Genomic DNA, 24,824 nt, shown 5'->3' with positions numbered 1-24,824 from the left:
CCGCTGACGGCGGTTCTGCCGGGGGCACCGGTGACCGCCCTGGAGAAGGCTTCGGCGAGCACGAATAACCCGCCCTGGAGAAGGCTTCGGCGAGCACGAATGACCCGCCCGAAAAGGGCCCTGGCGAGGCGTGCCTGACCGCCACTTCAGCAGGCCATGGACCGCCATCGGCAGAAAATCATGTAAACCTGGTAGGAAATGTTGACTTATGGTCCTGGCGCTCGTACCTTCGTGGTCATGAGCCAGGGCCCCTACCACACGTCCTCGTTACGACCCGTGCTCGCCGCGCTTCTCATGCTGGTCATGACCGCCTGTACGCCGGGCGCCGCCCAGGAGTCCTCAGGACCCGAGCTGTCCGCGCAGGCGCCGCTGCCGACCGCGGTCCCGGAAGGCACCCGGCTGATCGTCGGAGACCCGGCGACCAGGGTGGCGCTGGAGCTGTCCGGCGAGATCGACAAGTTCTCGTTCGACATCGAGTGGGCCAACATCAGCGGCGGCCCGCAGACGACCGAGGCCTTCAGGGCGAACGCGCTCGACGTCGGAGCGGTGGCCGACATCCCGCCCATCCACGCCACCTGGACCGGCCTGCCGGTGAAGATCGTGGCCGCCAAGTTCCGCAAGGACCCGATCGACCACCCCACCTACGAGCTCGGCATCGCGCCAGGCGTCCAGGTCAAGAGCCTGGCCGACCTGCGCGGCAAGAAGATCGCCTACAGTCCCGGCCAGGCGCAGGGCGCGCTGGTGCTCAGGGTGCTGAAGAAGGCCGGGCTCACCAAGGACGACGTCGAGCTGGTAGAGCTGCCGAGCACCGGCGACGTCTACCCCAACGCGCTGGCATCACGCCAGGTGGACGTCGCGCCGATCGGCGGCGTCAACATCAAGCGCTACACCGGCAAGTTCGGCAGGGACGGCGCCACCACCGTCCAGCACGGCCTGCGCGACGACCCCGCACACCTCTACGTCCGCACCGAGACGCTGAAGGACCCGGCCAAGGCGGCCGCCATCCGCGAGTACGTCGCCGCGTGGGCGCGCGCCTCCCGCTGGGCCTACGAGCACCCCAAGGAGTGGATCGAGGGCTACTACGTCAAGGACCAGGGCCTCAACACCGCCGACGGCCAGTACCTGGTCGAACAGGCGGGCGAGCCCGACATCCCGGCCGACTGGACGGAGGTCATCGCCCGGCACCAGGAGACCATCGACATCCTGGCCGCCGAGACGGGCAACCCGCCGCTGAAGGCCGAGGACCTGTACGACCGCCGCTTCGAGCACATCGCCGCCGACGCGCTCAAGGAGGGCGCGTGATGGCGCAGCCCGGCGTCCGCGCAGGCCGTGGCCAGGCGGCGCGACCGGACGCACGCGAAACCGCGCAGGCCGCGCAGGCCGCCGGATCCCCGAGAACCGCGCTCAAGGAGGGTGCGTGACATGACTCTGCTCGCCTCACGTCCCGTCGCGCCCGCCCGCGTACGGGCCCGCCGCCGGCTGAGGCCGGGCCGCCCGATCAAGCTGGGCTTCCTGGTGGGCCCGCTGCTGCTGCTCGCCCTCTGGGCGGTGGCATCGGCGACGGGCCGGCTCGATCCCCGCTTCCTGTCCGCGCCGTGGACCGTGGTCGCCACCGCGGGCGAACTGATCGAGAACGGCCGCCTCCAGGACAACCTGCTGACCTCGCTCGGCCGGGTGGCCTCCGGCCTGGCCATCGGCGTGCCGCTGGGGACGGTGCTCGCGCTGGTGTCCGGCCTCAGCCGCTGGGGCGAGGCGATCATCGACGGCCCGGTGCAGATCAAGCGCGCCATTCCGTCGCTGGCGCTGATGCCGCTGCTGATCCTGTGGCTGGGCATCGGCGAGACCATGAAGGTCACCGTCATCGCCGTCGGCGTGCTCGTGCCCATCTACATCCACACGCACAACGGCCTGCGCGGCATCGACAGCCGCTACGTCGAGCTGGCCGAGACCGTCGATCTGACGCGCGGCGCGTTCATCAGGAAGGTGGTGCTGCCGGGAGCGCTGCCCGGCTTCCTGCTGGGGCTGCGCTTCGCGGTCACCACGGCCTGGTTGTTCCTGGTGGTGGCCGAGCTGATCAACTCGACCAGCGGCATCGGCTACATGATGGACCTGGCCCGCACGTACGGGCAGACGGACGTGATCCTCGTCGGCATCGTCCTGTACGGCCTGCTCGGCCTGTTCTCCGACGCCGCGGTCCGCCTCGTGGAAAGGAGGGCGCTGTCGTGGCGACGGACGTTGGCGAGCTGATCCGCGTCGAAGGGCTGACCCGCGTCTACGGCTCCCGCCGGGTGCTGGACGGCCTGGACCTGGAGCTGGCGCCCGGCGAGTTCACGGCGCTGCTCGGCCGCAGCGGCTCGGGCAAGAGCACGCTGCTGAAGGCCCTGGCCGGGCTGGACGCCGACGTGGCCGGCGGCGGCACGGTGCAGGTGCCTGACGAGGTGTCCGTGGTGTTCCAGGACGCCCGGCTGCTGCCGTGGCAGCGGGTGCTGCCGAACGTCGTGCTCGGCCTGACCGGAGCCGAGGAGCGCGGCAGGCAGAGCCTGGCCGAGGTCGGCCTCGCCGGGCGCGAGCGGGCCTGGCCGAACGAGCTGTCGGGTGGCGAGCAGCAGCGGGTGGCGCTGGCCAGATCCCTGGTACGCGAGCCCCGCCTGCTCCTGGCCGACGAGCCGTTCGGCGCCCTCGACGCCCTGACCAGGCTGAAGATGCACCGGCTGCTGCGCCGGCTGTTCGAGCAGCACCGCCCGGCCGTGCTGCTGGTCACCCACGACGTGGACGAGGCCATCGCGCTGGCCGACCGCGTGCTGGTGCTGGACGGCGGCCGGATCGCCGTCGAGAAGCGGCTCGACGCCACGACGGACGCCGCCGAGGTCCGCGCCGAGCTGCTGCGGGCGCTCGGCGTCACCGGGGACGAGTGATGCACGCCGACGCGACGCGAGCGGCCTGCGCTTCGAGAGCCGTTCTCGGCAGAGCCGTACCCGGCATCAGAACCGTCCCCGGTAGCGGAGCCGTCCCCAGTAGCGGGGCCTTGCTCGCCGTCAGAGCCGGCGGCGCCGCCGGAACCGCAAGTGCTGTCGCTCCCGCGCGGCTATTTGTGCCGCGGCCCGGACGGGTGGAGCATCGTGTCCACATCTGCTTCGCCCGCTTTCCGAGTCTTCCTACTAAATCTATGGGAAAATGATTCCATGAGCCTGGACGAGATGCGCGCGTCGAGCGCCCGCGCCGACACGCCGCTGACCGCCGCCATCCTGGCCGGGCGGTGGGTCCGCTCGGCCGCCGTCGACGACGAGCACGGCCGCTGGTGGCAGGCCAACCCCGACACGCGCGGCGCGTCCGCCGTCACCGCCGAGCCCTGGTCCCTGTACTCGGGGGCCGCCGGCGTGGTGCTGTTCTTCCTCGAGCTGGCCGCCGCCACTGGGCACGAGGCGTACCTGGAGGACGCCAGGGCCGGGGCCAGGCGGCTCGCCGCGACCTGGCGCGAGCAGGAGGACCTCACCCTCTACCACGGGCTCACCGGCATCATGATCGCCCTCATGGAGGCCGGATGGACGCTCGGCGATGCGCGGTTCGAGGCCGAGGCCGCCGCCATCGCCGACCACATCGTGCGCAAGGGCACCGAGCGAGGCGACGGGGTCCAGTGGTCGCGCGACCCCGCGCAGCGCGGCGAGGGCGGCATCATCCTCGGGCTGCTGCGGGCGGCCACGCACCTCGGCGTGCCGGCGTACGAGGAAGCCGCCGTGGAGGCGGGCCTGCGCGTCGCCCGCGTGCCGGTGCCGGGCCACTGGTTCGGCGAGTGCGCCGACCTGCCGGTGGACGCCGTCACCCCCGGCTTTCTCGCCGGTACGTCCGGCACGGCGTACCTGCTGGCCCGCCTGTACGGCGTCACCGGCGACCGGCGCTTCCTCGACGCCGCGCGCAGCGGCGCCGCCTTCGTCCGCGAGGTCAGCGTCGTCAGCGGGCGCTGCGCGGTCGTGCCGCACCACGTGCCGCAGGCGCGCGGCCTGCACTACCTCGGCTTCTGCTCCGGCTCGGCCGGCGTGGCCAGGATGTTCTACGAGCTGTACCGGGTGGGCGGCGACCCCGCCGACCTGGAGTGGGCCGAGCGGCTGGCGCGCGGCATCGTCAGCAGCGGGGCGCCGCGCCGCCGCACCGAGGGCTACTGGAACGTGGCCTGCCAGTGCTGCGGCACGGCCGGGGTGATCGAGCTGTTCGTCGGCCTGTGGGCGGTCACCGGCGACCGGGCCCACCTGGAGTACGCCCACACGCTCGCCGCCGACCTGATCGCCCGCGCCACCGACCACAACGGCCGGGGCTACCGCTGGTACCAGGCGTACCGGAGGCTGCGGCCGGGCGAGGTCACCGCCGACACCGGCTACATGGTCGGTGCGGCGGGCATCGGCGCGGCGCTGCTCCACCTCGACGCCGCCAGCACGCCCGACCGGCCGCGCCGCGTGGTGCTGCTGCCCGACAACCCCTTCCCGGCCATCCCGCTGCCCGCCTCGGCGGCCGGCGGCCGCTGACCCGCCGTACCGGGGGACCGTCAGCGGGGGTTGAGCAGGTCGGTGACGCGCAGGAAGCCGTCCCCGCCGTGTCCGAGCCCGATGACGCGGCGGGCCAGCCCTTCGGCGGCGCGCATCACGCTCGCGTCGATGCCGCGCTCCTCGGACGCCTGCACGATGTGCCGCATGGACGACGCCGCCGAGGTGATCGGGTTGATGTCGCCGGAGAAGACGCCCGCGTCGGCCTCCCGCGCGCCCTGCTCGAAGAGCGGCGGCAGGATCGCGGAGATGCCCTTCGCGAACGGCGCCAGCTCCTGGGCCGTGACGCCCTCCGCCTTGGCCAGCGCCAGCGCGTGGGCGTACCCGGCCATCGCGGTCCAGAAGATGTCGAGCAGCGCGAGGTCGTACGAGGCCGCCCGGCCGACATCGGCCCCCAGGTGGGTGTGGGTGCCGCCGAGCGTCTCCAGCACCGCCCGGTGCTCGCGGTAGAGCTCCTCGGGGCCGCTGTGCAGGAACACCGCGTTCGGCGTGCCGATGGTGGTGGACGGCGTCATGATGGCGCCGTCCAGGTAGCCGATGCCGTGCGCGGAGGCCCACGCGCCCATGTCGCGGGCGCGCGCCGGCGTGTCGGCGGTCAGGTTGACCAGCGTGCGGCCCTTGAGTGCGGCGGCCACCGCGTCCCTGCGCACGATCGCGTGGGCGGCGTCGTAATCCACCACGCAGAGCACGGTGAGCGGGCTCGCGGCGACCGCGGCCTCGGGTGACGGCGCGCCCGACGCGCCGCGGGCCACCAGCTCGCGGTCCCGGCCCCGCGTACGGTTCCAGACCGTGACGGCCAGGCCCGCGTCCAGGAACGCGCCGGCCAGCGCCCGGCCCATCGGACCCAGGCCGAGCACGGTGACGGCAGACTGTGGGGTGGATACGGACATCCGTGAAGACTCCTCGACGACATGGCTTGTGAAGGGTGAAACGGCGATGACGCGCAGCAGAGCACAGGACCCCAACGTCTGCGGGGTGACCGCCGCGATCGCCGTGATCGACGGCAAGTGGAAGACGACGCTGCTCTGGCTGCTGGAGTCAGGCCCGTGGCGTCCCGGCGAGCTGCTGCGCCGGCTGCCCGGGCTCAGCGAGAAGGTGCTGACTCAGACGCTGCGCGAGATGGAGGGCGACGGGTTGGTCCACCGGCAGGTGTACGACGAGCGGCCGCTGCGGACCGAATACTCGCTGACCCCGTTCGGCCGCGACCTGGCCGAGGCGCTGGAGCCCCTCGCCGGCTGGGGTCACCGCCGCCTGGAGAGGCTGGCCGCGGCCCGGCAGGTCTCGTGACGCGCACCGCCCCGGCCTCCTCTCGTACGTCCTGCTGGTCCCCGGCGGCCCTCCGGCCGCCGTGTCCTCAGCTTCGTCCGTGGAGTGCCGGGGCGGCAAGTACCCACAAAAAAGTGGGTATCCGCACGGCCGGTCAGGCGTATGCCTTGACCTCGAGAAGCCCGACCAACGCCGCTCAGTACTGCAGTTTCCAGCTCGCCGCAGCCGCACGCCGCCGCCGTCGTCGAAGACGTACACCTCGGCCGAGCCGATCGTGCGGGCCGACGGCCAGGTCAGCTCGGCCCACTGGGTGCCGGTCTGCGGCCAGGCGCCCCAGCGGGGGTTGGCGGTGTCGTTGGATGACGGCGGGTCGATGCCGTCGTTGATCGCGGCCACGCTCTCCCAGGGCGCGGTATAGGAGGCCGAGGGGGCGGCGTCCGCGGCCAGGTCGGTCGCGGGGCCTGCGCCGCCGCTGCCGACGTTCAGCGTGAACGTCTTGGTGACGGAGCTGCTGAGCCGGTCGTAGTCGCGCAGCCGGACGGTGAAGGTGTGGCTGCCCGCGGCGGTCGGGGTGATGGTGCCGGTGAACCGGTCGAGGGTGAGCCCGGCGGGCAGCGACCCGCTGGTGATCTGCCAGTCGTAGAACGGCACGCCGCCCTTGGCCCGCAGCTCGTGCCGGTAGGCGGTGCCGGCGGCGGCCTGGGGGAGCGAGGCGGTGACGATGGACGGTTCCACCGCCGCCGGCCGGTGGCGGGGCGTCGCCATGTCCGGGCAGGCGCCGTCCAATTTCCCGTATAACAAGTAGGAAATATTGACTTATCCGAGAGTCCGGCTTAGCGTCGAAGACATGAGCCAGGGCTTCCTCCTGACCGCGCGCCCGCACGTGGACTTCTGCCACATCGCCAGCGCGCAGTGTCGCTGATCACGGACCACCGCCCGCGGCCTTCCGCCGCACGCCGCCATCACCCCTTGAGCTCGGGCGTGGCCGACGCCGTCCACGCACCCGCTGACGACCCCGTACACCCGCGTTCGCGCACCACCGCCAGCGCGCCGCGCGAGCGCGCCTTCCCCGTGAGGAACGATCCCGTGATCCCATCACGTCCCACCACCCCCACCAGCCCAGCACCGGCCGGCACCGACCGCGAGGGGAGTGCCCGGGCATGACCGACACGCTGCCCGGCCGCGCCGTCGGCGCCGAGTCGTTCCGCCGCGCGCTCGCCGTCCACGCCAGCGGCGTCGTGGTGATCACCGCGCAGAACGAGGGCGTCCCGGTCGGCATGACCGCCACCTCGTTCTCCTCGGTCAGCCTCGAACCGCCGCTCGTCTCCTTCTACGTCGACCAGTCCTCGACCACCTGGCCCTGGCTGCGCTCCGCCGACCACTTCGCCGTCAACATCCTCTCCGCCGACCAGGCCGACCTGGCCGCGAGGTTCGCCCGCAAGGGCATCGACCGCTTCGCCCCGCCCACCAGGTGGCGGCCGGGCCCGCTCGGCGCGCCGCTGCTGCAGGACGTGTGCGCGCACCTGGTGTGCCTGCCGTACGAGACCGCCGACGTCGGCGACCACGTGCTCGTCGTCGGCCTGGTCGCCGACGTGCGCACGCACGGCGAGGGCCGGCCGCTCCTCTACCACAAGGGCCGATTCGGCCGCTTCCGCCCGCACAACGAAGACTGAGCGACCCGCGTCTGGAGCTGAGTGTGACCGTGCACACCGGGATCAACCCCCGGACCGACATCGGGACGGCGGCCCCCGCCTACGCCAGTCCCGTCGACTACGACGCCTACGGCTCGTACGGCCCAGGCCGCCTGCACCTGTCGCCCGGCTGGAACCGCCCCATCTACCCCTTCCAGGGCCGGATCACCGCCGACGGGTCCAGCGGCTACCGCGCCGAGCCCGGCCGCTACCACCTCTACGTCGCCTGGGTCTGCCCGTACGCGCACCGCGCGGCGATCGTCCGCAAGCTCAAGGGGCTGGAGGAGGTGGTGTCGCTGTCCTACGTGGACGACGAGCGCGACGGGCGCGGCTGGGCCTTCAGGGAGCGCAGGGGCCCCGACCCGGTCAACGGGTTCACGCTCCTTGAGCAGGCGTACGACGCCACCGAGAAGGGCTACCCCGGCCACATCTCGGTGCCCGTGCTGTGGGACCGGCGGCGCGGCAGGATCGTCAGCAACAACTTCCCCGACATCACGATCGACCTGGCCACCCAGTTCGAGGAGTGGGCCGACCGCAGCGTGGACCTCTATCCGCGGGCGCTGCGCCCCGAGATCAACAAGCTGAACGCCTGGATCTACCACGACGTCAACACCGGCGTCTCGCGCGTCGCCCGCGCCGCGAGCGAGCGGGAACGTGACAACGAGCGCCAGCGGGTCGCCGGCATGCTGCGCTCGCTCGACCGCAGGCTGGAGGAACGGCGCTACCTGCTCGGCGACACGGTCACCGAGGCCGACGTGCGCCTGTGGGTCACGCTGGCCAGGTACGACACCGAGTACAACCGCCACCACCTCATCACCGAGCACGACCTGTCCGGCTTCCCGAACCTGTGGGGCTACGCCCGCGACCTCTACACGCTGCCCGCGTTCGCCGAGACCACCGAGGGCCTGCCGGACACCTGGCGCACTCCCCACGGGCGGGACCGATGACAGCACGCAAGCGGGTACATCTCGCCGCGCACTTCCCCGGCGTCAACAACACCACCGTCTGGAGCGACCCCCGCTCCGGCAGCCAGATCGACTTCTCCTCGTTCGTCCACCTGGCCAAGACCGCCGAGCGCGGCAAGTTCGACTTCTTCTTCCTGGCCGAGGGCCTGCGGCTGCGCGAGCTGAAAGGCCGTATCCACGACCTCGACGTGGTCGGCAGGCCGGAGTCGCTGACCGTGCTGAGCGCGCTGGCGGCCGTCACCGACCGGCTCGGGCTGGCCGGGACCGTCAGCGCCACCTTCAACGAGCCGTACGAGCTGGCCCGCCGCCTGGCCACGCTCGACCACCTCAGCGAGGGCAGGGCGGCATGGAACGTCGTCACCACCTCCGACGCCTTCACCGGCGAGAACTTCCGCCGCGGCGGCTTCCTCGACTACAACGACCGCTACGAGCGGGCCGCCGAGTTCGTCCGCCTGGCCCGCGAGCTGTGGGACTCCTGGGCCCCGGACGCCGTGCTCGCCGACGCGGACAGCGGCGGCTTCCTGCGGGAGGGAGCCATCGGCGACGTCGTGCACCACGGCAAGCACTTCGACGTCGAAGGCCGCTTCACGCTGCCGCGCAGCCCCCAGGGGCACCCCGTGATCATCCAGGCCGGGGATTCGTCCGACGGCAGGGAGTTCGCCGCCGCCACCGCCGACGTCGTCTTCACCGGGCACGGCACGCTGGAGGACGGCAAGCGGTTCTCCGCCGACGTCAAAGGCCGCATGGCCAAGTACGGCCGCGAACCCCACCAGCTCAAGATCATGCCGGGCGTCACGTACGCGCTCGGCGACACCGAGGAGGAGGCCGCCGAGAACGCCGCCGCCATCCGCAGGCAGCAGGTGAGCCCGCAGACCGCCATCGCCTTCCTGGAGCAGGTGTGGGGACGCGACATGTCCGCCTGCGACCCCGAAGGCCCGCTGCCCGACGTCGAGCCCGACCTCAGCGAGGGCGTCTCGCGCGGCCGGGTGCCGATCAAGGACAGGGCCGCCGTGGCCGCCAAGTGGCGGGCGCTGGCCGCGGAGAAGAAGCTCACCATCCGCGAGCTGGTCATCGAGGTGACCGGGCGGCAGACGTTCATCGGCACCCCCGAGACCGTCGCCCGCAAGATCGACGAGCACGTGCAGGCCGGCGCCGCCGACGGCTTCATCCTCGTGCCGCACCTGACGCCCGGCGGCCTGGACGACTTCGTCGACAAGGTGGTGCCGCTGCTGCAGGAGCGCGGCGTCTTCCGTACCGACTACACCGGCGCCACCCTGCGCGAGCACCTGGAGCTGGCATGACCCCACCCGCACCCCTCCACCTGGCCGTCGCCCTGGACGGCGCGGGCTGGCACCCGGCCGCCTGGCGGGAGGCGCCCGGGGCCGCCCGCGCCCTGTTCACCGCCCGCTACTGGGCCGGGCTCGTCACCGAGGCCGAGCGCGGCCTGCTCGACTTCGTCACCATCGAGGACGCGTTCGGCCCGCAGTCCTCGCTGCCCGACGGCTTCGACGACCGCACCGACCAGGTGCGCGGCCGGTTCGACGCCGTGCTGCTCGCCGCCCGGCTGGCCCCGCTCACCCACCGGATCGGCCTGGTGCCGACCGCCACCACCACCCACACTGAGCCGTTCCACGTCGCCATCGGCATCGCCACGCTCGACCACGTCAGCGGCGGCCGGGCCGGCTGGCGGCCGCAGATCTCCGTACGCTCGGCCGAGGCCCGCCACTTCGGCCGCAGGACCATCCCGCCGCTCGACCCCGCCGCCGGGTCGGTCAGCGCGCACCCGCACGTACAGGACCTGTTCGAGGAGGCCGCCGACGCGGTCGAGGTGGCCAGGCGGCTCTGGGACAGCTGGGAGGACGACGCCGAGATCAGGGACGTCGCCACCGGCCGCTTCATCGACCGCGACAAGCTCCACTACATCGACTTCTCCGGGAGGTTCTTCTCCGTCAAAGGGCCGTCCATCACGCCGCGCTCGCCGCAAGGACAGCCGGTCGTGGCCGCGCTCGCCCACCAGCGGCTGCCGTACGAGTTCGCCGCCGCGAACGCCGACGTCGTGTTCGTCACACCGCACTCGGCCGGGCACGCCCGAGACATCGTCGCCGAGATCAGGGAGCTGTCGCCGGACATCAAGATCTTCGCCGACCTGCTGGTGTTCCTCGGCGACGACGCCGCGCGGCGCAAGGCACGGCTCGACGAGCAGGACGGCGCCGAGCTGACCTCCGACGCGGCGATCTTCACCGGCCACGTGCGGGAGCTCGCGGACCTGCTGATGCAGTGGCGGCGGGCCGGCATCCAGGGGTTCCGGCTGCGGCCGGGGGCGCTGCCGTACGACCTGTCACAGATCACCTCGGGGCTGACCGCCGAGCTGCGGGCGCGCTCGGCCTTCAGAAGCACCTACGAGGCCGGGACACTGCGCGGGCTGCTCGGCCTGCCCCGGCCGGCGAACCGGTACGCGGAGGCACGATGAAGATCCTGGCCATCACCCTCATCTCGCACCACGCCGCCACCTCGCCGACCGAGCGCTTCGGCGAGGTCGTCGCGACCGCGCAACTGGCCGAGGAACTGGGCTTCGACGGGTTCGGGGTGGGGGAGCGGCACGAGTGGCCGTTCCTGTCCTCATCGCCGCCCGTCGTGCTCAGCCACATCGCCGCCAAGACCTCCCGCATCCGGCTGTTCACCGCCGTCACCACGCTGAGCCTGCTCGACCCCGTACGCGCCTACGAGGACTACGCCACGCTCGACCACCTGTGCGGCGGGCGGCTGGAACTGATCATCGGCAAGGGCAACGGCGCGGCCCAGGCCAAGCTGTTCCACGTCACCACCGAGGACCAGTGGGAGCGCAACCGGGAGTCGTACGAGCTGTTCCGACGTCTGTGGCGGGAGGAGAAGGTGACCTGGAGCGGCCGGTTCCGCCCCGCCCTTGAGGACGCCCAGACCTGGCCGCGTCCCCTGCAGCGGCCGATCAGGGTCTGGCACGGCAGCGCCACCAGCAAGGAGTCGGTCGAGCTGGCCGCCCGCCACGGCGACCCGCTGTTCTCCGCCAACGTCTCCAACCCCATCGAGCCGTACGCCGAGCTGATCGACCACTACCGCGAGCGGTGGGCGCACTACGGGCACGACCCGGCGGACGCGCTGGTCGGGGCCGGGTTCGCCGGACTGTACGCGGCCCGTACCTCGCAGGAGGCCATCGCCGCCTACCGGCCGGTCTTCCAGGCGCGGCTGGACTATCAGCGCAAGGCCGGCATCCCGATCGTCTTCCCCACGCTGGAGGACGCCATCGAGCGCAGCTCGGTGCTGGTGGGCAGCCCGCAGCAGATCATCGACAAGGTGCTGCGCTACCACCGGCGGTTCGGGCACGAGGTCATGCACATCCCCGCCGACGCAGAAGGGCTCACGCCCGCGCGGCACCGGGCCACGCTTGAGCTGTTCCAGTCGGAGATCGCGCCGGTGCTGCGGGCCGAGGCCCCGAGCCGGCCGTTCCCCTCACCGCCTTCCTCTCCCGCCGCGTCCGACGACCGGGTGCCCGCCGTCGCAGGAGGCACGTCATGACGCTGTCCATCCTCGACCTCGCCCCCATCCCCTCGGGCGGCACGGCCTCCGACGCCCTGAACAACACGATCGACCTGGCCCGCAGGGCCGAGGAGTTCGGCTACCGCCGCTACTGGCTGGCCGAGCACCACTTCGCGCCCGGCGTGGCCAGCTCCGCGCCCGCCGTGCTGATCGCCCTGGTCGCCGCGGCGACCTCGCGCATCAGGGTCGGCTCCGGCGCGGTGCAGCTCGGACACCAGACCCCGTTGTCGGTCGTCGAGCAGTTCGGCATCATCGACGCCCTGCATCCAGGACGCATCGACCTCGGCATCGGCCGCTCGGGTCAGCGCCGCGCCGAGCTCGCCGCCGCCCCCAAGGGTCCTCCGCCGCGGCCGCGCGAGGACCGCGAGGACAAGGTGGTGGACGGGCTGCTCATCCCGGCGCCGCTCGACCTGTCCACGCTCGCCGTCCACCCGCAGCTCGTCCACTACGCCACCTTCCTCCAGCAGCCCGGCGCTCAGACGCCCGACTTCGCCGAGCAGATCGACGACGTGCTCGCCTTCATCAACGGCACCCACGAGGTGCACGCCGTCCCGGGCGAGGGCGCGGACCTGGAGGTGTGGATCCTCGGCAGCAGCGGCGGCCAGAGCGCCAGGGTGGCGGGGGAGCGCGGGCTGCCGTTCGCCGCCAACTACCACGTCAGCCCCTCCAATGTGCTGGAGGCGGTGGAGGCCTACCGGGAGGCGTTCAAGCCGTCGGACGAGCTGTCCGAGCCGTACGTCATGGTCTCCGCCGACGCCGTCGTCGCCCCCACCGAGGCCGCCGCCCGCGAGCTCGCCTCCCCCTACGCGCTGTGGGTGCGCAGCATCAGGACCGGCGCGGGCGCCATGCGCTTCGCCACGCCCGCCGAGGCCGCCGCCCACGTCTGGACCGACGAGGACCGCGCCCTGGTCAAGGACCGCGTCGACACCCAGTTCGTTGGCACCCCCGGCCAGGTCGCCGAACGGCTGCGCACCCTGCGCCGGGTGACCGGGGCCGACGAACTGCTCGTCACCACCATCACCCACGACCACGAAGACCGCGTGCGCTCGTACGAGCTGCTCGCCGAAGCATGGAACCACCAGTGACGCCCATGACGCCGATGAAACGCCTCGCGCCGGCCTTACTGCTCGCACTCACCCTGGCCGCCTGCGGCGCCGAGCCCGCGCAGGAGGGGGCCGCGCCCGCCAGCCTGACCTGGGCCATCGAGACGGAGCCGATCACGCTCAACCCCCAGCAGTGGGTGCAGAACAAGGCCAGGCTGCTGGTGTTCAACCAGTTCGACGCCCTGCTGTCGCGGGACGAGCAAGGCGAGTTCCACCCCTGGCTGGCCACGTCGTGGAAGGTGTCGGACGACGGCCGCGTCTACACCCTCCGGCTCCGCGACGACGTCACCTTCCACGACGGCACCACGTTCGACGCCGCCGCCGTCAAGGCCAACCTCGACCAGTTCATGGTGCCCGGCTACAACCCGGCCGTCGCGGCCATCCAGCTCAAGGCGTACGAGAAGTCCGAGGTCGTCTCGCCGACCACGATCAAGATCACCCTCAAGGAGCCCGACGCGCTCTTCCTCGACTTCCTCGCCTCCCCCTACGCGGGGCAGGTCTCGCCGCGCTCGCTCAAGAACGCCAAGGACCTCAAGTTCGGCGGGCCCGACCTGGTCGGCACCGGGCCGTTCATCCTCGACAGGTACGTCCCGGGCCAGGAGATCCACTACCGCCGCAACCCCGACTACAAGTGGCCGCCCGCCGGGGCCGCGCACCAGGGCCCCGCCCACCTGGCCGAGATCACCTACCGGTTCCTGCCCGAGGCCGCCGTCCGCGTCGGCGCGCTCACCTCCGGCCAGGTGCAGGTCATCGAGGGCGTGCCGGCCACCGAGGCCGCGATGATCGAGCGCGACCCCGACCTCACGCTGAGCACCGCGCTCAACTCCGGCACCTCCTTCAGCTACTACTTCAACACCTCCCGCACCCCCTTCGACGACCAGCGCGTACGCGAGGCGTTCCGCGAGGCCGTGGACCTCGACGCCGTGCTGCGGTCGGTCTACCAGGGCACCGCGACCAGGGCGTGGAGCCTCGTCGCCAAGTCGAGCCCGTTCTACGACGCGAGCCTGGAGGGCCGCTACGGCGGCGACGCGGCCAAGGCCAACGCGCTGCTCGACGCCGCCGGATGGAAGGAGCGCGACGCCGAGGGCTACCGCGTCAAGGACGGCAAGCGGCTGACCGTGCGCGTTTTCGCCTCCGCGGCGTTCCAGCGCGACCGCCGCGACGTCCTCGCCCAGGCCATCCAGGCCCAGGTCAAGCAGAACGCCGGCATCGACTACCAAGTCAAGATCGTCGATCAGGGCGCGGCGCAGCAGGCGCTGCAGGACAACGACTACGAGGTGTTCGAGAACTCCCGCGGCGACTCCGACTCCGGCGCCGCGCTCAACCTCATCCTGCCCGCCGAGGGCTCGCTCAACAGGACGCACTACGCCGACAAGCGGCTGGACTCCTGGCTCGCCGAGGCCGGCGCCATCTCCGACCAGGAGCGGCGCAAGGAGCTCTACCACAAGGTCCAGCAGACCGCGGTGCTCGACAAGGCCATCGTGTTCCCGCTCTACGTGCCCGCCGACCAGATCGCCGCGCGCAAGAGCGTGCAGGGTCTCGGCTTCGAGCCCGCGTCGGGCACCCCCGCGAGCGCCTACGACGTGCGGATCGGCACATGATCAGAAGGCTCGGCAGCGGGCTGGCCGTGCTGTGGGCCGCGGCCACCGCCGCTTACCTGGCGCTGCTCCTCGCCCCAGGCGACACCGTGGACATCCTGGTCGGCGACGGGCCCGACACCCCCGAGATCCGGGCCAAGATCATCGCCGAGTGGGGGCTCGACCGGCCCGAGATCGTCCAGTACCTGTCCTACCTGTGGCGGCTGCTGCACGGCGACCTCGGGCGTTCGTACCGGCTGCAGCAGGACGTCGGCGAGGTGCTGGCCACTCAGGTCGGGCCCACCCTGCAGCTCACCGCCGCCGCGGCCGGCATCGGGATCGCGCTGGCCGGGGTGATCGCGCTCGTCACCGCCGGCCGGGGGCGGCTCGCGCGCGGCGCGGCCTCGCTGGCGGAGCTGGTGGCGGTGTCGGTGCCGCCGTTCCTCATCGGGATCCTGCTGCTGTCGCTGTTCTCGTTCACGCTGGGCTGGTTCCCCGTCTCCGGGGCGCAGGGGCCGCGCGCGCTCGTGCTGCCCGCGCTCGCGCTCGCGCTGCCCATCGCGGGCGTGCTCGGGCAGGTGCTGCGCGGCGGTCTCGAACGGGCACTCGAGCAGCCGTTCGCGGTCACCGCGCGGGCGCGCGGGCTCACCGAGCGGGCGCTGGTCGCCAGGCACGCGCTCAGGCACGCCCTCATCCCCGCCGTCACGCTGGCCGGCTGGTTCACCGGCGCGCTGCTCGGCGGCACCGTCATCACCGAGGTGCTGTTCGGCAGGCCGGGGCTCGGCCGCGTCGCCATGGAGGCCGTACAGGGCCGCGACATGCCGGTGGTGATGGCGGTCGTGCTGCTGTCGGCCCTCGTGTACGTCACCATCAGCACCCTGCTCGACCTGGCCTACCGCGCCATCGACCCGCGAATCAGAGGCTGACCGTGCGCCGCCTGATCCTCCCCATCGTCTTTCTCGCCGTGCTCGCCCCGCCCGGCGGCGAGCACTGGTTCGGCAGCGACCACCTCGGCCGCGACGTGCTGGCCAGGGTCGTCTACGGCGCCCGCCACTCCATCAGCATCGGCGTCGCCGCGACCGTCTTCGCCGTCACCTCGGGCGTGCTGCTCGGCCTGGCCGCCGGGCTGTCGCCGAAATGGCTCGACGAGGCGCTGGCCCGCTCGTTCGACGTGCTGTCCACGCTGCCCGAGCTGCTGCTCGCGCTGCTCATCGTGGCGATCACCGGCCCCGGCACCGGAAACGTGATCTTCGCGATCGCCGTCGCCCAGGTACCCAACTACGCCCGCGTGATCCGCGCCCAGACGTTCGTGGTGCGCCGCTCCGGCTACGTCGAGCAGGCCGTCACGTTCGGCCGCTCCCGGCTCGCCATCACCGTGGGGCACGTGCTGCCGAACGTGCTCGGCCCGATCCCCGTGCTGGCCACGATCGGGCTCGGCCAGGCCGTCATCGCCGGATCCGGGCTCAGCTTCCTCGGCATGGGACCGCAGCCCCCGGCCGCAGAATGGGGCGCCATGCTCTCCGAGGCCCGCAACTACCTGCGGGTGGCCTGGTGGGAGGCGCTCTTCCCCGGCCTGGCGATCACGCTGACCGTCGTGTGCCTGACCGTCGTCGGCCGCCGGCTCCAGCAACGCTTCGAAGGAAGGACGTCATGACCACCACCCACGACGCCGTCTCCGCCGCGGCCGCGCCGTCCGGCTCCGCCGGGCCGCTGATCGACGTGCGGGACCTGCGGGTGAGCTTCGGGGAGCACGAGGTGGTGCGCGGCCTGTCGCTGGCGATCGCGCCGGGCGAGTGCGTCGCCGTGGTGGGGGAGTCGGGGTCGGGCAAGAGCGTGACGGCGCGGACCCTGCTCGGGCTGACCGGCCCCGGCTCGACGGTGGAGGCGGCGGCGTTCACCGTCGCCGGGCGGGACGCGCTGCGCTTCGGCCCGCACGACTGGCGGCGGCTGCGCGGCCGCTTCGCCGGGCTCGTGCTGCAGGACGCGCTGGTCTCGCTCGACCCGCTGCGCACCGTGGGCTCCGAGATCGCCGAGGTGCTGGCCGTGCACGACGTGGTGCCGCGCGCCCGCCGGGCGGAAAGAGTGCTGGAGCTGCTGGAGGCGGCCGGGGTGCCGGAGCCGGAGCTGCGGGCGGAGCAGCGCCCGCACGAGCTGTCGGGCGGGCTGCGCCAGCGGGTGCTCATCGCCTCCGCCATCGCCGCCGACCCGGCGCTGATCATCGCCGACGAGCCCACGACGGCGCTGGACGTGACCGTGCAGGCCCAGATCCTGCGGCTGCTCGCCGGGCAGAAGGCGGCAGGCACGGCGCTGCTGCTCATCAGCCACGACCTGGCCGTGGTCGGGTCGATCGCCGACCGCATCCTCGTCATGCACGACGGCCGGGTGGTGGAGGAGGGCCCGGCGCGCGACGTGCTGACCCGGCCACGGCACGACTACACCCATGCGCTGCTGGCCGCCGTACCGTCGGCCGCCTCGCGCGGCACCCGGCTCACCGACGGCCGCCCGCTGGCCCGCCCTGCTCCAACCGCGGAGGGCGGGCCGGTGCTGGCGGCCACCGGGCTGACGCGCACGTACGGCGCCCGCCGCGCCGTGGACGACGTCTCCTTCACCCTGCGCAAGGGCGAGACGCTGGGCATCGTCGGCGAGTCCGGCTCGGGCAAGACCACGCTCGCCCGCCTGTGCATGGCCCTGCTGGAGCCGGACGAGGGCGGCGTGACCCTGCTCGGGCGGCCGTGGAGCGAGCTGCGCGAGCGCGAGCGCAGGCCGCTGCGCCCCCGCATCCAGGTGATCACGCAGAACCCGCTGGACTCCTTCGACCCTCGCCACAAGGTCGGCCGCCTGGTGGCCGAGCCGCTGCGGCTGCCCAAGGCCGAACGGCGGGCCCGCGTGCTGGACCTGCTGGCCCGCGTGGGCCTGCCGCAGGACGTGGCCGACCGGCACCCCCGCGAGCTGTCGGGCGGCCAGCGCCAGCGCGTCGCCATCGCCCGCGCCCTCGGCACCCGCCCCGACGTGCTGCTCTGCGACGAGCCCGTCTCCGCGCTGGACGTCTCGATCCAGGCCCAGGTGCTCGACCTGCTGGCCGAGCTGCAGGCCGAGTACGGCACCGCCATGGTGTTCATCTCCCACGATCTCGGCGTCGTCCAGCACGTCGCCGACCGGGTGCTGGTCATGAAGGACGGCCAGGTCGTGGAGGAGGGCGAGGTGGCCGAGGTGTTCCTGCGGCCGCGCCACCCGTACACGCACGAACTGGTCGCCGCCGTGCCCCGATTGCCCGCGGAAAGGGTGGCAGATCTTCCAGGATCCAGCACGGAACCGCAGGTCAGCGCGGGTACATAGGCTCCGCCTAGTGGCGCAATCCACCCGTTATCCCATTTTTCCTACCGATTGAGTAGGTTGAAGAGCCATGGAACGGGTGGCCCTCGACGATCGGCGGCGCCGGGCGGACCGCGCCCGGCAGGTCGCCGACCTGCTGAGAAGACAGATCATCCACGGCGGATACCCCGGCGGGCAGCTCCCGCTGGAGTCCGCGCTCGCCCGCGAGTTCGACACCTCGCGCAACACCGTGCGCCAGGCGCTGGACCTGCTGCGCGAGGAAGGACTGGTCGAACGGTGTCCCGGCGTTGGCACCACGGTCGCCGCCGAGAAGTACCCGCACGGCCTGCACCGCCTGCTCGGCCTGGCCGAGACGCTGCACGAGCACGGCCAGGTGGTCAACCAGGTGCGCACGATGACGCTCATCGAGCCGCCCGCCCCGGTCAGCCACCGGCTCGGGCTGGCGCCCGGCGAGCAGGTCGTCTACCTCGAACGCCTGCGCAGCCTCAACGGCCTGCCGCTCTCCCTCGACCTCACCTACCTGGTGCGCGACGTGGGCGAGCCGCTGTTCGACGCCGACCTCACCGGCAACGACATCTTCGTCCTGCTCGAACACATCGCCGGCCAGCCGCTCGGCACCGCCGAGCTGACCCTGGAGGCGGTCAACGCCGACCCGCACACCGCCGCCGTGCTCGGCGCGCCGCGCGGGGCCGCGCTGCTCATGGTCGAGCGGCTCACCCACCTGGCCGACGGCAGGCCCGTGGACCTGGAGTTCATCCGTTTCCGCGGCGACCGCCTGACGATGCGCGGTCACCTGCGGCGTAGCGAGAAAGAGGAGCACGCATGGCCCTGATCGACCAGCGCGTCGAGGTCCCGGTCACGATCGACGAGTCCCTGTGCATCGACGGCTGCACGCTCTGCGTGGAGGCGTGCCCGCTCGACTCGCTGGCCATCAGCGACGAGACCGGAAAGGCGTACATGCACGTGGACGAGTGCTGGTACTGCGGGCCCTGCGCGGCCCGCTGCCCCGTGGACGCGGTCACCATCAACATCCCCTACCTGCTGCGATGAAGGAACGCCCGATGCGCACAGCACTCATGGCCGCCGCCACCGCCCTGCTGCTCGCGGCGACCGGCTGCTCGGTGGCCGGCGCGGCCGGCGGCGGCTCCGGTGACTCCGGCGCCTCCCATGGCGGCGGCACGACCAAGGTGGTCGTCGGCTACCAGTCCAAGACCATCAACACCGTCACCGCAGGGACCCTGCTCCGCTCGCTCGGCTACCTGGAGAAGCGGCTCGGCCCCCGCTACACCGTCGAGTGGCAGGACTACGACACCGGCGCCCCCATCACCGCCAAGATGGTCGCCGGGAAGATCGACATCGGTTCGATGGGCGACTACCCGCTGCTCATCAACGCCGCCCGCACCCAGAACGTGCCCTCGGCCAAGACCGAGATGATCTCCATCACCGGCTACAACCTGCGCGGCGGGCTCAACATGGTGCTCGTCTCGCCCGCGTCGTCCGCGCGCACGCTCGCCGACCTGGCCGGCACCAAGATCTCCGCCAGCGTCGGCTCGGCCGGGCACGGCACGCTCGTGCAGGCCATGGAGCGGTCGGGCATCAGCGCCGACGTGGTCAACCACCAGCCCGCCGTCGGCGCGGCCCAGCTCGAGTCGGGCGGCGTGCAGGGCTATGCCCAGTTCGTGGCCTGGCCCGGCCTGCTCGCCTTCCAGGACAAGGGCCGGCTCATCTACGACGGCTCCGCGCTGGACGTGCCGACCTTCCACGGCGTCGTCGCCCGCAAGGCGTACGCGGAAGAGCACCCCGAGGTCGTGGACGCCTTCCTCAAGGCGCAGATCGACGCCACCCGCTACCTGCACGAGCACCCGGTGGAGGCGGCCGAGTCGGTGGCCGAGGCGACCGGGCTGCCGCCCGAGGTCGTCTACCTCTACAACGGGCGCGGCGGCATCGCCACCTTCGACGTCACGCTCAAGGAGCCGCTGCAGGCCGCCCATCAGCGGGACGTGGCCTACCTCAAGCGGATCAGCCCCGACTTCTCCGGCGTGGACGTGGCCGCGTTCGTCAACGACTCCTACCTGCGCAAGGCGTACGGGGCGAACTACGACGCCGACCGGGCCTCGACCGCGAACCCCGCCGCCGTCACCGGCACCGACAGCGCCTGCGGCACGCCCGTCAACGCCCCTGGGACCGCCTCCGAGCTGTGGCTGACCGGGGAGAAGGACACCAGGCCCGCCGCCACGCCCACCTGCCTGCTGCGTCAGGTGGCCGCCGCGAACGCGCAGGTGCGGGCCGCGTACGTGCCCGACACCACGACCGGCACCCGCTGGTTCGCCGACCGCTCGGTCTGGCTGCGCGACCCCGATGCCGACCCCGATCACCGGTTCCTGCCGTTCACCACGCAGGAGGGCGCCGACGCCTACCGCGCGAAGCACCCGGACACCAGGCCCGTCAGCTACGCCGACGCGCTCAAGGCCGCAGGAGGTGACGACCGATGACCGCCGGCACCGAGGTACGCGCACCCGCGCTGCCCGCCTCCGGCGGCAGGCCGCGCGTGCGCGGCGGCGGCCGAGCGGGCAGGGCGGGCAGGGCGCGCAGGCGGCTCGTCCGCCTCGCCTCGCTGCTCGCCGCGGCCGGGCTGTGGCAGCTGCTGACGGTCACCGACGCCCGGCTGTGGCTCAGGTTCGACCGGCTGCCCACCCTCGTCGAGGTCGCCGAGCGGGCCGCGAGCCTGCTCGCCACCCGGCTCTACTGGCTGGACCTGCTGCAGAGCCTCATCAGGATCTGCACGGGCTTCGGGCTCGCCGCCGTGGCGGGCGTGGCGGCGGGCATCCTGGTCGCCAGGTCCGCCAAGGCCGGTGACGTGCTGCTGCCGCTGCTGGAGGCGGTGCGGCCGATCCCGGCGATCGCGCTGGTGCCGGTCGCCATCCTGCTGTTCCCCACCGACGAGCAGGGCATCGTGTTCATCACGTTCGCCGCCGCGTTCTTCCCGATCATGGTGAGCACCCGGCACGCCGTACGAGCCCTGCCCACGCTGTGGGAGGACGCCGTCAGGACGCTCGGCGGCGGGCGCCGCCACGTGCTGCTGAACGTCGTACTGCCCGGCATCCTGCCCGGGGTCTTCGGCGGGCTGTCGGTCGGCATGGGCGTGTCGTGGATCTGCGTCATCTCGGCCGAGATGATCTCCGGCGAGTTCGGGGTCGGCTACCGCACCTGGATGTCGTACACGATCGTGGACTACCCCTCCGTCATCGTCGGCATGATCACCATCGGCCTGCTCGGCTGGCTCACCTCGGCCGCCGTCGAACTCGCCGGCCGGCGCCTGACGCGGTGGCTGCCACGCGCGGAGGAGGCCGCGTCATGACGCTCGGCATCACCATGGAGTCCCTGACCCTCGGCTACGGGCGCGGGCCCGTGCTGCGCGACGTCGACCTGGCCGTCCGGCCCGGCGAGGTGCTGGTGATCGTCGGCGCGTCCGGGTCGGGCAAGTCCACGCTGCTGCGCGCCATCGCCGGGCTGCTGCGCCCGCGCGACGGCCGCGTGGTCGCCGACGGCGCGGAGATCACCGCCACCTCCGGCGAGCGCGCCATGGTCTTCCAGGACGACGCGCTGCTGCCCTGGCGCACCGTACGCGGCAACGTCGAGCTGCCCCTGCGCATCCGCGGCTGGTCCAAGGCGCGGCGGCGGGCCGTCGCCGAGGAGTGGATCGCCCGCGTCGGCCTGGCCGGGCACGAGGACCGGCTGCCCCGCGAGCTGTCCGGCGGTATGCGCCAGCGCGTCCAGCTCGCCCGCGCACTCGCCGGGGCGCCCAGGGCCGTGCTCATGGACGAGCCGTTCGGCGCGCTCGACGCCCAGACCCGTGCCGGCATGCAGGCCCTGCTGCTCGACGTGCTGCGCGACACCCAGGCGACCGTCGTGTTCGTCACCCACGACGTGGACGAGGCGCTGCTGCTCGCCGACCGGGTCGTGGTGCTCGGCCACGGCGCCGTGCGCTCCGTCATCGACGTCCCCTGCCCTCGTGCCCCCGCAACCGGAGCCGCCGATCGTGCCGGGCTGCGCGCTCAGATCCTCAAGGAGTTGTGAACGATGGAGATCCCCGCGATCGAAGACCGCCTGCACCTGGAGTGCGAGGTGCTCGTCATCGGCGGCGGCACCGCCGGCACCATGGCCGCCATCACCGCCGCCGAGCACGGCGCGCAGGTGCTGCTCCTGGAGAAGGCCCACGTCCGCCACAGCGGCGCGCTCGCCATGGGCATGGACGGCGTCAACAACGCCGTCATCCCCGGCAAGGCCACCCCTGAGGACTACGTCGCCGAGATCACCCGCGCCAACGACGGCATCGTCAACCAGAAGACCATCAACCAGACCGCCACCAGGGGCTACGACATGGTCCGCCGCCTGGAGCGGTACGGCGTGAAGTTCGAAAAGGACGAGCACGGCGACTACGCGGTGCGCCGCGTGCACCGCTCGGGCAGCTACGTGCTGCCCATGCCCGAGGGCAAGGACGTCAAGAAGGTGCTCTACCGGGTGCTGCGGCAGCGCCACATCCGGGAGAAGGTGCGCATCGAGAACCGGTTCATGCCGGTCAGGGTGCTCACCTCCGGCGGGCGGGCCGTCGGCGCGGCCGGGTTCGACACCCGCAGCGGGCGGTTCGTCACCGTCTCGGCCGGCGCCGTCATCCTGGCCACCGGCGCCTGCGGGCGGCTCGGGCTGCCCGCCTCCGGCTACCTCTACGGAACGTACGAGAACCCCACCAACGCCGGCGACGGCTACGCCATGGCCTACCACGCGGGGGCCGAGCTGAGCGGCATCGAGTGCTTCCAGATCAACCCGCTCATCAAGGACTACAACGGGCCCGCCTGCGCGTACGTCGCCAACCCGTTCGGCGGCTACCAGGTCAACAACAAGGGGGAGCGGTTCGTCGACTCCGACTACTGGTCGGGGCAGATGATGGCCGAGGTCTCCGCCGAGATCGCCTCCGCCCGCGGGCCCATCTACCTCAAGCTCACCCACCTGCCCGACGAGACCATCACCGCCATCGAGAACATCCTGCACACCACCGAGCGGCCCACCCGTGGCACGTTCCACGCCGGGCGCGGCCACGACTACCGCACCCACGACGTCGAGATGCACATCTCCGAGATCGGGCTGTGCGGCGGCCACTCCGCATCCGGCGTCTGGGTGGACGAGAACGGCGCCACCACCGTCCCCGGCCTGTACGCGGCCGGCGACCTGGCCTGCGTGCCGCACAACTACATGATCGGCGCGTTCGTCTTCGGCGACCTCGCCGGCGCTCACGCCGCTGCGCACCACGCCCCGCTCGCCGAACCGCCCGCCGACCAGGTCGCCGCCGCACACGAGCTCGTCTACCGGCCGCTGCGCAACCCCGACGGTACGCCGCAGCGGCAGGTCGAGTACAAGCTGCGCCGCTTCGTCAACGACTACGTCGCGCCGCCCAAGACGGCGGCCAAGCTGGAGATCGGGCTGGAGTCGTTCGAGCGGATGCGCCACGAGATCGCCGCCATGGGGGCGCGCACGCCGCACGAGCTGATGCGCTGCGCCGAGGTCGACTTCATCCGCGACTGCGCCGAGATGGCGGCGCGAGCCTCGCTGGCGCGCACCGAGAGCCGGTGGGGGCTCTACCACGAGCGGGCCGACCTGCCGCAACGCGACGACGCCGAATGGCTGTTCCACCTCAACCTGCGCAAGCGGGACGACGGGGCCATGGAGTTCGTCAAGCGGCCCGTGGAGCCGTACCTCGTGCCGGTCGAGGAGTTCACGCCCGTCCAGGCCGAGCCCGTCGTGCTCGGCACCGTCGGCACGGCCGTCGTCGCGCGCCGCGGCACCCGCGAGCGCCGCCAGGAGGCCGCGGTCGGCCGCTCGCCGCGCATCCTGGAGCTGCACCGGCTCGCCGAGGAGCAGCCGACCCTGACCGACCTCGCTCCCTACCTCGCCGATGCCGACCCCAAGGTGCGCAGGGCCGCCATCGCCACCCTCACCGAGACCGTCCCCGAGGGCACCGGGACCGCGCTGGCCGAGGCGCTCGCCGACCCGCACGGCACCGTACGCAGGGCCGCCGCCACCGGGCTCACCGAGCTCGTCGAGGTGCTGCCCGCCTCCGCCGGCCTGGGCGCCGCCCTGACCGCGCGGCTCGCCGGCGGCGACGCCTTCGTCCGCGCCGCCGTCCTCGACGTGCTGCGGGCGCTGCGGCTCGGCAGCGTCGAGATCTTCCGCGCCGCGATCGGCGACGGCGACCACCGGGTGCGCATCGCCGCCATCCGCGGGCTCGTCTCGCTCGACGCGCCGGACGAACTGGCCGCCGCCGCGTCCGACCCGTCCCGCGAGGTACGCGTCTGGGCCGCCAAGGGCCTCGGCCTCATCGGCCGCCCCACGCCCGTCCTCGCCGATCTGGCACGGGACGCCGACCCCCTCGTCAGGGCGGCCGCCCTGGAGGCGTCGGCCGCCACCGGCGCGCCCCTGGTCGCCCAGGCCCTGCCCGCGCTGTCCGACCCGGCCTGGCAGGTCCGCGTCGGCGCGGCCCGCTGCCTCGCCGCCGCCGACCCGGACACCGCCACGAAACCCCTGGTGGGCGCCCTCTCGGACGGCAACCTGGACGTCCGCAAGGCCGCCGTCCTGGCCCTGACCCCGTGGGCCGCCGACGCCACCGTCTCGGCCGCCCTGGAAGGAGCCCTGACCGACCCCGACGCCGACGTCCGCGCCTACGCCCGCCACGCCCTCACCCCCTGAAGGGTCACCCATCACGTGTCCCCTCGGGAGGGGCGGCCGC

At 72.7% G+C, this 24,824-nt stretch carries 22 protein-coding genes and 1 pseudogene; 21 read left to right on the top strand and 2 right to left on the bottom strand.

Annotated elements, in window-relative coordinates:
- Nucleotides 1–237 precede the first annotated feature (237 nt).
- The 4 genes from AB0K67_RS03840 (at nucleotide 238) to AB0K67_RS03825 (ending at nucleotide 4,517) form a co-directional block, all read left to right on the top strand.
- Complete coding sequence (locus AB0K67_RS03840; protein WP_364052355.1) at nucleotides 238–1,302, top strand: ABC transporter substrate-binding protein; 1,065 nt, start codon at nucleotides 238–240, stop codon at nucleotides 1,300–1,302.
- Between the two features lie 120 nt (nucleotides 1,303–1,422).
- Nucleotides 1,423–2,247 carry an ABC transporter permease gene (locus AB0K67_RS03835; RefSeq protein ID WP_364052352.1) on the top strand — a complete coding sequence of 275 codons (825 nt, stop codon included), beginning with the start codon at nucleotides 1,423–1,425 and terminating at the stop codon, nucleotides 2,245–2,247.
- Nucleotides 2,223–2,915 carry an ABC transporter ATP-binding protein gene (locus AB0K67_RS03830; RefSeq protein ID WP_364052349.1) on the top strand — a complete coding sequence of 231 codons (693 nt, stop codon included), beginning with the start codon at nucleotides 2,223–2,225 and terminating at the stop codon, nucleotides 2,913–2,915. Before AB0K67_RS03835 ends, AB0K67_RS03830 begins: the two co-directional genes overlap by 25 nt.
- 267 nt (nucleotides 2,916–3,182) lie before the next feature.
- On the top strand, nucleotides 3,183–4,517 hold the full coding sequence (locus AB0K67_RS03825; protein WP_364052346.1) for a lanthionine synthetase LanC family protein: 1,335 nt from the start codon (nucleotides 3,183–3,185) through the stop codon (nucleotides 4,515–4,517).
- 20 nt (nucleotides 4,518–4,537) lie between these two features.
- On the opposite strand, the gene AB0K67_RS03820 is transcribed toward AB0K67_RS03825, so the two are convergent.
- Nucleotides 4,538–5,425 (bottom strand): NAD(P)-binding domain-containing protein, encoded by an 888-nt coding sequence (locus AB0K67_RS03820; protein ID WP_364052343.1) that lies wholly within the window; start codon nucleotides 5,423–5,425, stop codon nucleotides 4,538–4,540.
- Between the two features lie 46 nt (nucleotides 5,426–5,471).
- Here AB0K67_RS03820 and AB0K67_RS03815 point away from each other — a divergent pair, with 46 nt between their 5' ends.
- Complete coding sequence (locus AB0K67_RS03815; RefSeq protein WP_364052340.1) at nucleotides 5,472–5,822, top strand: helix-turn-helix domain-containing protein; 351 nt, start codon at nucleotides 5,472–5,474, stop codon at nucleotides 5,820–5,822.
- A 468-nt stretch (nucleotides 5,823–6,290) separates the two neighbouring features.
- Here the strand turns inward: AB0K67_RS03815 and AB0K67_RS03810 are convergent.
- Nucleotides 6,291–6,566, bottom strand: a pseudogene (locus AB0K67_RS03810) (Ig domain-containing protein); the annotation flags it as partial.
- Between the two features lie 395 nt (nucleotides 6,567–6,961).
- On the opposite strand from AB0K67_RS03810, the gene AB0K67_RS03805 reads away from it, so the two are divergent.
- The 16 genes from AB0K67_RS03805 (at nucleotide 6,962) to AB0K67_RS03730 (ending at nucleotide 24,784) form a co-directional block, all read left to right on the top strand.
- Complete coding sequence (locus AB0K67_RS03805) at nucleotides 6,962–7,474, top strand: flavin reductase family protein (RefSeq protein ID WP_364052337.1); 513 nt, start codon at nucleotides 6,962–6,964, stop codon at nucleotides 7,472–7,474.
- A gap of 23 nt (nucleotides 7,475–7,497) precedes the next feature.
- Nucleotides 7,498–8,439: a glutathione S-transferase C-terminal domain-containing protein gene (locus AB0K67_RS03800; protein WP_364052334.1), complete on the top strand. Its 942-nt coding sequence runs from the start codon at nucleotides 7,498–7,500 to the stop codon at nucleotides 8,437–8,439.
- Entirely contained in the window at nucleotides 8,436–9,758 is a 1,323-nt protein-coding gene (locus AB0K67_RS03795; RefSeq protein WP_364052331.1) for an NtaA/DmoA family FMN-dependent monooxygenase, read from the top strand. Before AB0K67_RS03800 ends, AB0K67_RS03795 begins: the two co-directional genes overlap by 4 nt.
- Nucleotides 9,755–10,927, top strand: a complete 1,173-nt coding sequence (locus tag AB0K67_RS03790) for an LLM class flavin-dependent oxidoreductase (RefSeq protein ID WP_364052328.1) — start codon at nucleotides 9,755–9,757, stop codon at nucleotides 10,925–10,927. Before AB0K67_RS03795 ends, AB0K67_RS03790 begins: the two co-directional genes overlap by 4 nt.
- Nucleotides 10,924–12,009 (top strand): LLM class flavin-dependent oxidoreductase, encoded by a 1,086-nt coding sequence (locus AB0K67_RS03785; protein ID WP_364052325.1) that lies wholly within the window; start codon nucleotides 10,924–10,926, stop codon nucleotides 12,007–12,009. The genes AB0K67_RS03790 and AB0K67_RS03785 overlap by 4 nt, the downstream gene beginning before the upstream one ends.
- Nucleotides 12,006–13,115: an LLM class flavin-dependent oxidoreductase gene (locus AB0K67_RS03780; protein ID WP_364052322.1), complete on the top strand. Its 1,110-nt coding sequence runs from the start codon at nucleotides 12,006–12,008 to the stop codon at nucleotides 13,113–13,115. The genes AB0K67_RS03785 and AB0K67_RS03780 overlap by 4 nt, the downstream gene beginning before the upstream one ends.
- 14 nt (nucleotides 13,116–13,129) lie before the next feature.
- Nucleotides 13,130–14,734, top strand: coding sequence for an ABC transporter substrate-binding protein (locus AB0K67_RS03775; protein ID WP_364052319.1), 1,605 nt, complete (start codon nucleotides 13,130–13,132; stop codon nucleotides 14,732–14,734).
- Nucleotides 14,731–15,636: an ABC transporter permease gene (locus AB0K67_RS03770; RefSeq protein ID WP_364052316.1), complete on the top strand. Its 906-nt coding sequence runs from the start codon at nucleotides 14,731–14,733 to the stop codon at nucleotides 15,634–15,636. The genes AB0K67_RS03775 and AB0K67_RS03770 overlap by 4 nt, the downstream gene beginning before the upstream one ends.
- Nucleotides 15,637–15,638: 2 nt before the next feature.
- Nucleotides 15,639–16,364, top strand: a complete 726-nt coding sequence (locus AB0K67_RS03765; protein WP_364052313.1) for an ABC transporter permease — start codon at nucleotides 15,639–15,641, stop codon at nucleotides 16,362–16,364.
- Nucleotides 16,361–18,046: an ABC transporter ATP-binding protein gene (locus AB0K67_RS03760; protein WP_364052310.1), complete on the top strand. Its 1,686-nt coding sequence runs from the start codon at nucleotides 16,361–16,363 to the stop codon at nucleotides 18,044–18,046. The genes AB0K67_RS03765 and AB0K67_RS03760 overlap by 4 nt, the downstream gene beginning before the upstream one ends.
- 67 nt (nucleotides 18,047–18,113) lie before the next feature.
- Nucleotides 18,114–18,875, top strand: a complete 762-nt coding sequence (locus AB0K67_RS03755) for a GntR family transcriptional regulator (RefSeq protein ID WP_364052307.1) — start codon at nucleotides 18,114–18,116, stop codon at nucleotides 18,873–18,875.
- Nucleotides 18,866–19,093, top strand: a complete 228-nt coding sequence (locus tag AB0K67_RS03750) for a 4Fe-4S dicluster domain-containing protein (protein WP_364052304.1) — start codon at nucleotides 18,866–18,868, stop codon at nucleotides 19,091–19,093. The genes AB0K67_RS03755 and AB0K67_RS03750 overlap by 10 nt, the downstream gene beginning before the upstream one ends.
- Nucleotides 19,094–19,104: 11 nt before the next feature.
- Complete coding sequence (locus tag AB0K67_RS03745; protein WP_364052301.1) at nucleotides 19,105–20,535, top strand: ABC transporter substrate-binding protein; 1,431 nt, start codon at nucleotides 19,105–19,107, stop codon at nucleotides 20,533–20,535.
- The gene (locus AB0K67_RS03740; RefSeq protein WP_364052298.1) at nucleotides 20,532–21,401 is read left to right on the top strand and encodes an ABC transporter permease; all 870 of its coding nucleotides are present in this window, start codon (nucleotides 20,532–20,534) and stop codon (nucleotides 21,399–21,401) included. The genes AB0K67_RS03745 and AB0K67_RS03740 overlap by 4 nt, the downstream gene beginning before the upstream one ends.
- Nucleotides 21,398–22,120 carry an ABC transporter ATP-binding protein gene (locus AB0K67_RS03735; RefSeq protein WP_364052295.1) on the top strand — a complete coding sequence of 241 codons (723 nt, stop codon included), beginning with the start codon at nucleotides 21,398–21,400 and terminating at the stop codon, nucleotides 22,118–22,120. The genes AB0K67_RS03740 and AB0K67_RS03735 overlap by 4 nt, the downstream gene beginning before the upstream one ends.
- 3 nt (nucleotides 22,121–22,123) lie before the next feature.
- Nucleotides 22,124–24,784, top strand: coding sequence for a fumarate reductase/succinate dehydrogenase flavoprotein subunit (locus AB0K67_RS03730; protein WP_364052292.1), 2,661 nt, complete (start codon nucleotides 22,124–22,126; stop codon nucleotides 24,782–24,784).
- The last annotated feature ends 40 nt before the right edge of the window (nucleotides 24,785–24,824 follow it).

Origin of the sequence: Nonomuraea sp. NPDC052634, assembly GCF_040678535.1 — a bacterium.
Lineage (GTDB): Bacteria > Actinomycetota > Actinomycetes > Streptosporangiales > Streptosporangiaceae > Nonomuraea > Nonomuraea fastidiosa.
Note: the sequence above shows the minus strand (reverse complement) of the source record. Positions and strands in the feature narration are given on the sequence as shown.

Bases quoted from the DNA above. Each gene is read 5' to 3' on its own strand.
- AB0K67_RS03835 (WP_364052352.1), top strand. From the start codon at position 1,423: ATGACTCTGCTCGCCTCACGTCCCGTCGCGCCCGCCCGCGTACGGGCC.
- AB0K67_RS03770 (WP_364052316.1), top strand. From the start codon at position 14,731: ATGATCAGAAGGCTCGGCAGCGGGCTGGCCGTGCTGTGGGCCGCGGCC.
- AB0K67_RS03780 (WP_364052322.1), top strand. From the start codon at position 12,006: ATGACGCTGTCCATCCTCGACCTCGCCCCCATCCCCTCGGGCGGCACG.
- AB0K67_RS03775 (WP_364052319.1), top strand. From the start codon at position 13,130: ATGAAACGCCTCGCGCCGGCCTTACTGCTCGCACTCACCCTGGCCGCC.
- AB0K67_RS03785 (WP_364052325.1), top strand. From the start codon at position 10,924: ATGAAGATCCTGGCCATCACCCTCATCTCGCACCACGCCGCCACCTCG.
- AB0K67_RS03755 (WP_364052307.1), top strand. From the start codon at position 18,114: ATGGAACGGGTGGCCCTCGACGATCGGCGGCGCCGGGCGGACCGCGCC.
- AB0K67_RS03805 (WP_364052337.1), top strand. From the start codon at position 6,962: ATGACCGACACGCTGCCCGGCCGCGCCGTCGGCGCCGAGTCGTTCCGC.
- AB0K67_RS03825 (WP_364052346.1), top strand. From the start codon at position 3,183: ATGAGCCTGGACGAGATGCGCGCGTCGAGCGCCCGCGCCGACACGCCG.
- AB0K67_RS03790 (WP_364052328.1), top strand. From the start codon at position 9,755: ATGACCCCACCCGCACCCCTCCACCTGGCCGTCGCCCTGGACGGCGCG.
- AB0K67_RS03815 (WP_364052340.1), top strand. From the start codon at position 5,472: ATGACGCGCAGCAGAGCACAGGACCCCAACGTCTGCGGGGTGACCGCC.
- AB0K67_RS03745 (WP_364052301.1), top strand. From the start codon at position 19,105: ATGCGCACAGCACTCATGGCCGCCGCCACCGCCCTGCTGCTCGCGGCG.
- AB0K67_RS03735 (WP_364052295.1), top strand. From the start codon at position 21,398: ATGACGCTCGGCATCACCATGGAGTCCCTGACCCTCGGCTACGGGCGC.
- AB0K67_RS03760 (WP_364052310.1), top strand. From the start codon at position 16,361: ATGACCACCACCCACGACGCCGTCTCCGCCGCGGCCGCGCCGTCCGGC.
- AB0K67_RS03840 (WP_364052355.1), top strand. From the start codon at position 238: ATGAGCCAGGGCCCCTACCACACGTCCTCGTTACGACCCGTGCTCGCC.
- AB0K67_RS03750 (WP_364052304.1), top strand. From the start codon at position 18,866: ATGGCCCTGATCGACCAGCGCGTCGAGGTCCCGGTCACGATCGACGAG.
- AB0K67_RS03795 (WP_364052331.1), top strand. From the start codon at position 8,436: ATGACAGCACGCAAGCGGGTACATCTCGCCGCGCACTTCCCCGGCGTC.
- AB0K67_RS03730 (WP_364052292.1), top strand. From the start codon at position 22,124: ATGGAGATCCCCGCGATCGAAGACCGCCTGCACCTGGAGTGCGAGGTG.
- AB0K67_RS03740 (WP_364052298.1), top strand. From the start codon at position 20,532: ATGACCGCCGGCACCGAGGTACGCGCACCCGCGCTGCCCGCCTCCGGC.
- AB0K67_RS03820 (WP_364052343.1), bottom strand. From the start codon at position 5,425: ATGTCCGTATCCACCCCACAGTCTGCCGTCACCGTGCTCGGCCTGGGT.